Annotated in this window: 7 protein-coding genes and 1 pseudogene; 2 read left to right on the top strand and 6 right to left on the bottom strand. The window is 38.6% G+C overall.

Features of this window, described 5'->3' with window-relative positions:
* Positions 1-153: 153 nt before the first annotated feature.
* On the bottom strand, positions 154-915 hold the full coding sequence (locus tag WBJ10_RS16085) for a glycosyltransferase family 32 protein (protein ID WP_424292119.1): 762 nt from the start codon (positions 913-915) through the stop codon (positions 154-156).
* A 19-nt stretch (positions 916-934) separates the two neighbouring features.
* Positions 935-2,077: an acyltransferase family protein gene (locus WBJ10_RS16080; RefSeq protein ID WP_424292118.1), complete on the bottom strand. Its 1,143-nt coding sequence runs from the start codon at positions 2,075-2,077 to the stop codon at positions 935-937.
* A gap of 594 nt (positions 2,078-2,671) precedes the next feature.
* Between WBJ10_RS16080 and WBJ10_RS16075 the strand changes: the two genes are divergently transcribed.
* Complete coding sequence (locus WBJ10_RS16075) at positions 2,672-3,166, top strand: GNAT family N-acetyltransferase (protein ID WP_424292116.1); 495 nt, start codon at positions 2,672-2,674, stop codon at positions 3,164-3,166.
* On the opposite strand, the gene WBJ10_RS16070 is transcribed toward WBJ10_RS16075, so the two are convergent.
* From WBJ10_RS16070 to WBJ10_RS16055, 4 genes are all read right to left on the bottom strand, one after another.
* A complete protein-coding gene (locus tag WBJ10_RS16070; RefSeq protein WP_424292114.1) occupies positions 3,152-6,613 on the bottom strand; it encodes an amino acid adenylation domain-containing protein in 3,462 nt (1,153 codons plus the stop codon). The genes WBJ10_RS16075 and WBJ10_RS16070 overlap by 15 nt on opposite strands.
* 94 nt (positions 6,614-6,707) lie before the next feature.
* Complete coding sequence (locus tag WBJ10_RS16065) at positions 6,708-7,466, bottom strand: 4'-phosphopantetheinyl transferase family protein (RefSeq protein WP_424292112.1); 759 nt, start codon at positions 7,464-7,466, stop codon at positions 6,708-6,710.
* 98 nt (positions 7,467-7,564) lie between these two features.
* Positions 7,565-7,924: a hypothetical protein gene (locus WBJ10_RS16060; protein ID WP_424292110.1), complete on the bottom strand. Its 360-nt coding sequence runs from the start codon at positions 7,922-7,924 to the stop codon at positions 7,565-7,567.
* A 137-nt stretch (positions 7,925-8,061) separates the two neighbouring features.
* Positions 8,062-9,231: a glycosyltransferase family 2 protein gene (locus tag WBJ10_RS16055; RefSeq protein ID WP_424292108.1), complete on the bottom strand. Its 1,170-nt coding sequence runs from the start codon at positions 9,229-9,231 to the stop codon at positions 8,062-8,064.
* A gap of 118 nt (positions 9,232-9,349) precedes the next feature.
* Here WBJ10_RS16055 and WBJ10_RS16050 point away from each other — a divergent pair.
* Positions 9,350-9,761, top strand: a pseudogene (locus WBJ10_RS16050) (hypothetical protein); the annotation flags it as partial.

Raw genomic sequence — 9,761 nt, 5'->3', positions numbered from 1 at the left:
CAGCTGGTACCACCGGAAAGCCTCAGAGAAATCTGGGGCTTTTTTGATTTAAAAAATTCGAATTTCATTGCCAAATGGGTATTAAAAACGATAAAGTGTGGAAAGCAGTATTTTCGAACCGTTTAGCAAGTATAGTCCTAAGTGGCAGGAGGGCTATTTAAACAGCCGTAATTTGAAAGCCCTAAGTTTCCAGTTAATTTTTTCAAACAGCTTAGGATTTTTGATGCCCAGATATTCGCAAACCCGCGCTTCCGTTTTTAAATATCGTGGAAGCCATGAGCCCATGAAGTGGTGAATACAAATTGTATTATTCGTGATCTCTATTTGTCCGGTCCAATAATCCTTAGGGCTAAAGAACTCGCTGGGCAGCACTCTAAGCTCAAAGGGGTCATGGGAGTATATGACTGCCTCTTGCGAATCTTTTACGGGAATAATTTTAAAGTGCGGGGCTAGTGCCTCCATGATGACTAGCGGCAGAATCTTGGTTTCTAATCTGCCTTTTTTTACAAATGTTCTCTGGTCGTAGTGAGAAAGGCACTGTTTCACCCATGGCGAATGCCTTTCCGCTCCAAATGCCGCCATCTCGAAATACTCTCCTTGTTTTTCGAAACATAGCATAGAATTTAGATGAAGAAAAGGATCAAATGATTTGATAACTTCCACATCCATATCCAGGTATATCCCTCCATAATTATAAATCGCGTAAAGCCTGATATAGTCGGCGGCGAAGGCAAACTTTTCATGTTTCACTGTATCCTTCACCCATTGGCTATTATTGATATCAAATCTGTCAAAGTTCCATAAAATAAACTCATAATCGGGTAGCTGCTTTTTCCAGCTTTTCAAGTAGACTTCTAGCTTTGGGGGGATCGGATCAGTACTCAGCCAACAATAATGTATAATCTTTGGTATCATCGTTTTCTCGAAGCGTTTTCTAGTTAGTTGCGATTTTGGAAAACCTCGTTTTCAGTTTTAGGAAAGGTTTTTCGAGTAAGAAATATGATAGCGAGGCTATGCCGATCGTAACCAAAAGGGCGAAAGTATAAAGTAAGAGGTTAGGGCCGCTATTATTAAAGTTAAACGAAAGATCCTTCAGGAAATGAATGCTGATACCGATGGATAATTCATGATACATATACAGGCCAAAAGAGATTTGACCAAGATAATTAAGGATTTTATTCTCCAGTTTGAAGATAGTGGCAGGGTTTGACGATAAATTCAAAATGATAATACCGAACAGGCTCGAATAAATTATTTGGTTTAAAGCCGGAATTTGGAAACCTGTTCCCAGGAGAGCGATTATGGCTATATAGGCAAATATTTGCAGGTATTTATTGAAGAGAATTTTAATTAAACCGACTTTTTTTCGATGGAGGATATATGCGAAAATAGCGCCGATGATCATACATTCGAATCGGGTAAAATACATGATATTAAGACCTATTTGAACTATCTCATCTGCTTGATTATTCGAAATAAGTAGGATCAAACTCAAAATAACCTTTATCAGATAAATTCCGATTAAAAGAACGATAAACAAGCGTAAAGGCTTTTTGGTCCTTGAAAGTAACCATGGCCAGGCTAGATAAAACTGCTCTTCAACTCCGATCGACCATGCAGGCGAAATATAAGGGGTGTGAGGAAATAAAACGTATGAAACATTTGGCAATAAAAGTAGAAATAGCAGAAGTTTCGAGTAGAAGTCATCATTAAGATTACCGGAGAGAGAATCCTGCAGATATGGAATATGCGGAAAAATGAAAAAGCCGGCCAGTACAACTGTATAATACAGTGGCCAGATTCTTAAAATTCTCCGCAAATAGAACTGGCCGAGAGAAATTTTACCGGTGACATCTTTTTCGATAAATAATAGATAGGTGATAAGAAAGCCACTAAGAACGAAAAAGAATGTGACAGCAGAGCCGCCTAATGCGTAAACTGTAGGTGTATAATAATAATTTTCAAAGCCATTTCTTGACTTTAGAAGTTCTACATGTGAAGCGAAAACTAAAAAGGCCGCGAGAAATCTTAATGCATTCAATCCCGGGAAGTAAACTTTCACTTTCTTTTCAATCATACCTTTTGTTAACTAAGAAAGGCACTTCTTGTTTGTTTAACTTCGTTAATCTTAACAATTCGGTAACATTTAATTCGCGATTTTCCAACAGATTTCTTTACTTTGTGGTTATATAAAAAACATTCCCATTTGTGGGATAAGTGAAGCAGTTCAATTTTTAACGATTTATTTGTTGTTGCGATGATGTTTGATCTCATATTGGCAATTGGGACTGAGGAACTGATTTTGAATTCAGTAATGTTTATATTACTCTGTTTTGGATCTTTATTATGGCCTTTGTCAATAATTGCTGTGTTGTGGGGTTTTTATGACGGATTCCTTCCAGCTGTTCATCAAAAAGAATATTCTAGAGCTGCAATAATCTTGCTTATTCTCCTGATTACATGCATTGTAATTGTTATATCACTTCAAAAGGCAGTCTACCTCACCGCTTACATAGTTCCTGTAATCCTTGTTTACTTCTATATAAACAAATACGGTAATTCAAGCGAAGGCATAATTGTAACCGACTATCATAACAATTAAGCGTCTTTTTTTTTCATCATCCCGTCTTTCGATCTATAAACAATTCCGGACCCAACTTGTTTAATATTAATGAAAGTACAGGAGCTTAAGAAAGAAGATTTAGAAAATTGCGCGAACCTGATCATTAAAGCTTATAACGGTCGTCCCTGGAACTACCAGTGGACCTTTTCCAAAGCCATGCTATATTTAACCGAACTTTTCGAATCTTCACGATTTGTTGGATTTGTTATTTACGAAAGAGGAGAACTTGTAGGAGCAATGTTTGCACATGTCAAAACCTGGTGGATAGATGATCAGCTAATGATCGACGAACTGTTTGTTTCGGCTCAGGAACAAGGAAAAGGTTATGGACAAACATTAATGAATTCTACAAAAGAATACGCGAATAACAATAATATTGGAAGCATTACCTTAATGACTCAAAAGTATATGCCAGCTCTTTCCTTCTATGAAAAAAATAGTTTTTTTAAAGCTGAGCAATATGTGCTGATGTTTTTAGAAACTGCCGGGCTTCGGGCTCCTAAAGATATTATGCCGCTTCTCCTTTTGTCAGCAGTTATCTAAGGCGTATTGAAGAGCACGGGCAAACTCCCGGGCATGTGGGTCCAGCAGCATTGTTTTGTGATCTCCAGGAACTTCATAGATTTTGACTCCCTTTTGTGCATATTTCCTCCAGCCGAGATAATGGAAGTCATTTACAAAATAGATTCTTTCTTTTGCCCTGAACAAATGCACGGTATCATTGAAAGGCCTTAACGTGTAATTCTGAAATGCGTAAAGATGTTTTTCCGTGATTTTGTCAAGCCGGGTATAAAATGTATTCGGATCCATCGTCTTTATTCCCGTAAGTTTGCTGACAGCGGTCTTGACGGCCCTGTTTAATAAGAACGATTGATATTTTATGGTTGTTGCCGGTTTGGAAAATAATGATTCCATTATCCAAAGGAATTTCGGCCCCTGATTTTTGATTTTATTCCACAAATTATTTGGCCATTTCCTATACTTTTCTGAATCAACTGCATTGGTATCAAAAATAGCCAGCATTTTAACTTCCTTTCCCATTGCCTCGAGCTGATTTCTCATTTCAACAGCAACATAGCCCCCGAAGGAATACCCAGCGATAGCATAAGGTCCAGACGGATTGTGTTCCAGTATCTCTTTGATGTATGAACTTGCAATTTCGTTCATGTCATCTAAAGGATCTTCCAAGCCGCTTAGTCCTTTAGCCTGTAATCCAAAAACAGGTTGTTCCGGATCAACGAATTTGGCGATGCTGCTGAAATTAAGGACATTCAGACCGCTACCGTGAATGATATAAATGGGTATTTTGCTGCCGGAATCCTTAATCGCTACTAATGATTTCCATTGGTTTTCTAAATTCGATGGTCGAACTTCATTAGAGGATAATAATGAATTTATGGTTGGATACTTGAATAAAATAGACAAGGGAAAACGTATGCCTATTTCTGCTTCCAGTTTAGTTATCATCCTGACAGCCATTAATGAATGACCTCCCAGTTCGAAAAAATTATCGTGGATACCTACTCTTTCAACCCCAAGTATCTCTTGCCAGATTTCGACAAGCTTTAACTGCTGTTCTGTTCTAGGGGGGGCATATTTAGCACCGGTTTCGGTAATTTCAAGATTTAATAATGCTTTTTTATCAATCTTTCCATTGGAGGTCAGCGGGAATTCCTTAAGTTCTTCGAATATAGAAGGAATCATATATTCAGGAAGTTTGCTTTTTAAATAAGCCAGAATTTCCTTTCTGTCGAAACTTTCTCCATTAGGTACTATAAAGGCAATCAGATTTTTATTTCCATCAGCATCAGTTCGGGCGGTTACAACCGCCTGATTGACCAGACTGGATTTGTTGAGTACATTTTCTATCTCACCCAGTTCTACACGAAATCCTCTGATCTTGATCTGGCTGTCTTTACGGCCTAAGAATTCTAAGTTTCCGTCTGGCATCATTCTGCCGAGATCTCCCGTCCGATACATCCTTCCGCCAGCTTTCGAATTAAAGGGATCTTCAAGAAAAGAGTGATGCGTTTTTACCGGGTCGTTTGCATACCCCTTTGCCACACCTACACCGCCAATAAAAAGATCGCCCATAACGCCAACAGGCACCGGGCTAAGTTGCTCATTAAGTACGTAAAAGAAGTTATTTGCTATAGGCTTTCCATAGGGTATACTTTTCCAGGATGTATCCAGTTTTTCAACTTCGTAAAAATTCGACCATACAGTTCCTTCCGTCGCTCCTCCAAGACTAATTACCCTTGCATTTGGAAAGTGGCTTTTAATCTCCCGTGGCAATTGAATAGGAATCCAGTCGCCGCTTAAAAATACCAGCCGAAGAGAATTCAGGACAAAATCTTCTTTGCCCGATTTTAACTCTTTAACCAGGTAGTTCATAGTGGTGGGAACCGAATCCCAAAAAGTGATTTTATACTCAACAAGGAACTTTTTTAGTTTTTCAATGTCTATTACTTCCTGCTGGCTTGCAATTACTACCGCACCTCCTGCAGACAGTAGACCAAAAATATCGTAAACCGAAAGATCGAAACACATGGAGGTGATAAATAAGACACGGTCATTGGTGTTAATATTAAATGTCTTATTGACCCATTCTATCAAATTAACTGCAGAATGATGTTCGATCATTACACCTTTTGGTACGCCGGTAGACCCAGATGTATAAATAGTATAAGCCAACTGATTGCTTGGCACCTGTATATTCAAATTCCCCGAATCAAAATGTTCCAGATCGGCCTTGTTTAATTTTATGACTTTGAGGTCTGAAAACAAGTCTGCTTCCGGGTAATCTGCATCGGTGATTACATAACTGGCTGAAGATTGATTTAGTATGTATTTTTGCCGGTCAGCGGGGTATTCCGGATCAATAGGAATATAAGCGCTGCCTGTCTTCATAATCGCATACATGCCAATGATCATGTCAAAATCACGGCCGGCCAAAAGTCCGATATTACTTCCTGGCTTAACACCCTGGCTAACTAAATATCTGGCTAACTTATTGGCACGTTCGTTCAGGTTTCGGTAACTAAGGCTATTTTCGAGTCTTATCAGAGCGGTAGCTTCGGGCGTTTTCACCACTTGTTCCTCAAAAAGGTCTACGATAGTTTTTTGATCAGAATAATTTGTGATTGTGTCGTTAAAATTCTCAAAGAATAATATTTCATCTTCCGGAATCATTGCGATCGCACCGATCTTTTGCTGAGCGGATACTGAGGCTGAATCCAAAAGATTTATATAGTATTTAACCATTTTTTCAATACCCTGCTTATCATACAAGGAAGTGCGGTAGGTAATCTCCCCCTGAAGCCCTTCGGGAGAAATAAGAATTTTAAAATTGAGATCAGACCCGGCAGTGAAATCCTCGGACGGGCTTTTTAAAGATAACGGAGCAGGATTTATCAGGCCGCTCTCATGCTCAGCAGAGAACCGGATGTCTAAAGGATTGAAATTTGATGTTCCTTGGCCGGCATCAGCACCTAAAATATCATTTAAGTTCACCGGCTGATGATTCAATGCTTCAGTAATAGTAAGTTCAATCTGCGTCAGGAAATCTGAGAATAGCATCTCTCCATCAAGATGCGATTTAAGGGCAAGTGTATTCGATGAATATCCCACAATCCCGTCCATAGAAACAGTTCTGGATAAATGGGTTCCAATACATAGATCGGATTGATTCGTGAAACGATACAGCATTATTTTAAAGACTGCCAATAAAGTAGTCGTTAAACTCGTCCGATGGTTGCTGTTTAGTATATTAAGTTGTTCCCCCGCTTCTCTGCTGATTGAAAAAGAGAATGTTTCTTCCTGGTCATGTGGAAAGGTTAATTTTCCAAACGACGGTCCTGAGGGAACAATTATTTCGTTCAACTTTATCGGGGAAATTCCCTGTAACTTCGCTTTCCAATACGCTATATGTTGATCAGGCAAAGGTCCTTTAAAGATTTCCGACTGTTTTTCGGGTGAAACCAATTTCATTAGTAAGCTATAATTTTTAGCGTATTTTCCCTTAGGTTAAATTCAATTCTTTAACAGTAGAATTAAGTTTTTGTGTGCATCGTAACTCTCAAACTTACTTAAGCAGTGATTTATTAAAGGTTATTTTTTTATCACCGCCCTTAAAGGCTACGCTAGCAGCATAATATTCATCTGCTTCAAAACTATAAACTGTCCAGCTTGCATAGCTATTTAACACTCTTTGGTTAACAAGATGTGTGCCGTTTAGGCAAGGAATGCCTTTCAGGTCATCCGGAATACCCTGGGATGTCGCTTTTACCAGTGCTTCTTTTCTTGTCCACAATTTATGAAAAATTTCGTTCCAAGGATTGTGACCTGCAATAAAAGTTATCTCAGCCTCCGTAAATATGTTATACATGTCCTCTTTCTGTATAGTCATGTGCCTGTAATATTCTACATCAATACCCACTTCCTCATCGCATACAGCGATTAAAATGCATTTTCCGGAGTGAGATACGTTGAAATGAATGAAGGAGTTTTGTATGTACGGTTTCTTATTTTTGCCAAAGGAAAATGATAATTTTCCGGGTTCGATATTTAAATACCTGCTAAGGAGCGACTTCAATAAAGCCTTGCTGGCAATGAACATATGGCGATCCTGCTCATTATAAAACTTCGCAGATTTGGCTTTCTCTTCATCATTAAGGAGTTCATAAAGTTCCGGAATAGTGTCTATATATGAGTTCAGATCAAATCGCCATATTTCGATCATCCCGGGAGTCAGATTGCCAGGTTGGGCGTTCGACCAATACACGGTCGGTATATCCCCACATTCGACGTTCAATAAGGCATTAACAGGACTATCCAAAAGCAAATTTCACAGGATGATTGATTCCTGTGGATAAATAACATTTGGCAGGCCTGAAAGTTTTTTTTGACCGGGGACCGAAAACGGTGAAGTTTTATCTTTGGTCAGATTATCTGGAGATTCCGTGAAATCGATAAGATATGGTTGATTTCATTTTCAGTAAGCGTTTTGTTGGTTTTCAAAATGCAGGCTACCGGAAAATCAGAATTCTCAATATTCATAGTAGAAATCTCCCCTTCAAACATTTGGCTAAGCGTCGCAATTACAATTTCGGCTTCCCGACATTTGCTTTTCAAAAAGATATCTCTCTGTTCTTTGTTCGCATCACCGAATTCTTCGTAATTTATCCCGTATATAGGGTTATAGATTATTGTAGACACTACTGCAGTACTAATTTGATAATCGCTATCCATCGGGGTGTCGAAAGAATTCAAATAGGATATATCAGTTTTTAACTTTTTCATAACCAATTGAAGACATAGGATAGTTTGTGTACGAAAATCAGAATGATTTTAGACATTTCCAAATTTATTAAGGCAGAATAAATTTAATTACGAGGATGGAAACTACAAAACCCCCCAAGGCAATGAATTTGCAGGTTTTATTTTCGCTTCGATTTTTCCCAGGCAGCAGACTGAGCGCCTTTGTAGTAACGAAATGTCCCGGCAATTACAGCATAATTCATCATGCTAAAATAAAAAGGGATGAATGCAGCTTTTAATTTGATTTTCTTGCTCTCTAAAAACCATCCAAGTAGGGCTGCGATGTAAAAAGATATCTGCAGAAAGAGTGTGATTAAATATAATCCGTACTCCGGATAACGGATGACGATTAATATATTGAGAATGAACAATAATATCATTAGCCAGGGTGTCAGTACCCAGCGTAATAGCCGGTGACTAAAATATTGGAAAGTCAGTAAGGGGTTGTTCAATGGATTAGCGGCTTTTTTTAACCTGTACACCGATTGTATGCCACCTGCTGCAATTCTAATTTTTCTCTTAAGTTCTTCTCCTGAATCGGCGGATGCGGTTTCGAGAGCATAAGCATTAGGCTCATATGCAATGATATATCCTTTTTCAGCGATACGCATGGCTATCATATGATCGTCGATAATCGTATCTGTTTCTACTGGCTGATACAAATCGGTTCGAATACTGAAAAGCTCGCCCGCGGCCCCGACATTAGAATAGAGTTCGTAATCCCATTTTTTAAGGGCCGACTCGTATTTCCAATAGAATCCCTCACCTGCAGAACTTGCATCGGCGGACTGGTTAACCATAATTTTCTTTTCGCCAGCTACTGCTCCAATCTTAGGGTTCTGATAGTGCTTCACTAATTGGGTAAGTGCATCCTTATTTAAAAATGTATTAGCATCCGTAAAAACGGTAACTTGTCCGGAGACAAAAGGCATAGCCCTTTTTATGGCTGCCATTTTTCCAAGGCGCTGATTTTCGTGCAGCAAAGATATTTCGGGGTGTTTGGCTACTAGTTCAGGGGTGCGGTCGGAAGATCCATCGGTAATAAAAATAAATTGCACTTTATTTTTAGGATAATTTAATTCCAGGCAGTTTGCGATTTTTTCTTCTATAAGATCCTCTTCGTTGAATGCCGCAACCATAACTGTAACCGTGGGTAAATCATATAATTGTGAGAATAGAAAGGGTTTTCTAAATATTCGTTTTACCCTAACCAGGGCGTAAAGTAAAATCCCATAACCAAAGAAAGTATAGAATATTATAAAAAAGGAAATCCAAAACGCTAAAATCATGTTTATTCAAATATATTGGGATGATGCTGATAATTTCAAAAATGAAATCATACCTGTCAAGAGGTTTTTATAGTTTCAATGTATAAATCCGCACTTTAAACCTTTTCGTCGTTACAACATGAAAGCTATACTATATGTTTTGTCGATTTCTTTTATACTTCAAAATTGTGTAAACAGAAGCGATAAAGATTCCATTTATTCGGTCACCAACCCACATGTGAGCGAAAAAAATAAAATCAAGTTTAATGACATGCTTGGGGTTAATGTTTATGAATGGAATTTTTTGCAGGATCCAAATTCACCAGGAGCTGGCTCTACGATTTTCGAGCCCAAGATGTCTTTAATCAAGTCTTTCAGTGGTGTCCGTCATTATTTGGATTGGGAGAAGTTGGAGGATAGCCCCGGGAGCTATACATTTAATCCAACGCGGCGTGGCGGTTGGAACTACGATGCGATATATGAGCGCTGCAAGCGTGATGGGATATTGGTTTTGAGTTGTATCAAGGAAGCACCAAACTGGCTTTATAATA

Origin of the sequence: Daejeonella sp., assembly GCF_049655485.1 — a bacterium.
Taxonomy (GTDB): Bacteria; Bacteroidota; Bacteroidia; order Sphingobacteriales; family Sphingobacteriaceae; genus Daejeonella.
Note: the sequence above shows the minus strand (reverse complement) of the source record. Positions and strands in the feature narration are given on the sequence as shown.

Coding starts and splice junctions, on each gene's coding strand:
- WBJ10_RS16085 (WP_424292119.1), bottom strand. CDS start 915: ATGATACCAAAGATTATACATTATTGTTGGCTGAGTACTGATCCGATC.
- WBJ10_RS16080 (WP_424292118.1), bottom strand. CDS start 2,077: ATGATTGAAAAGAAAGTGAAAGTTTACTTCCCGGGATTGAATGCATTA.
- WBJ10_RS16075 (WP_424292116.1), top strand. CDS start 2,672: ATGAAAGTACAGGAGCTTAAGAAAGAAGATTTAGAAAATTGCGCGAAC.
- WBJ10_RS16070 (WP_424292114.1), bottom strand. CDS start 6,613: ATGAAATTGGTTTCACCCGAAAAACAGTCGGAAATCTTTAAAGGACCT.
- WBJ10_RS16060 (WP_424292110.1), bottom strand. CDS start 7,924: ATGAAAAAGTTAAAAACTGATATATCCTATTTGAATTCTTTCGACACC.
- WBJ10_RS16055 (WP_424292108.1), bottom strand. CDS start 9,231: ATGATTTTAGCGTTTTGGATTTCCTTTTTTATAATATTCTATACTTTC.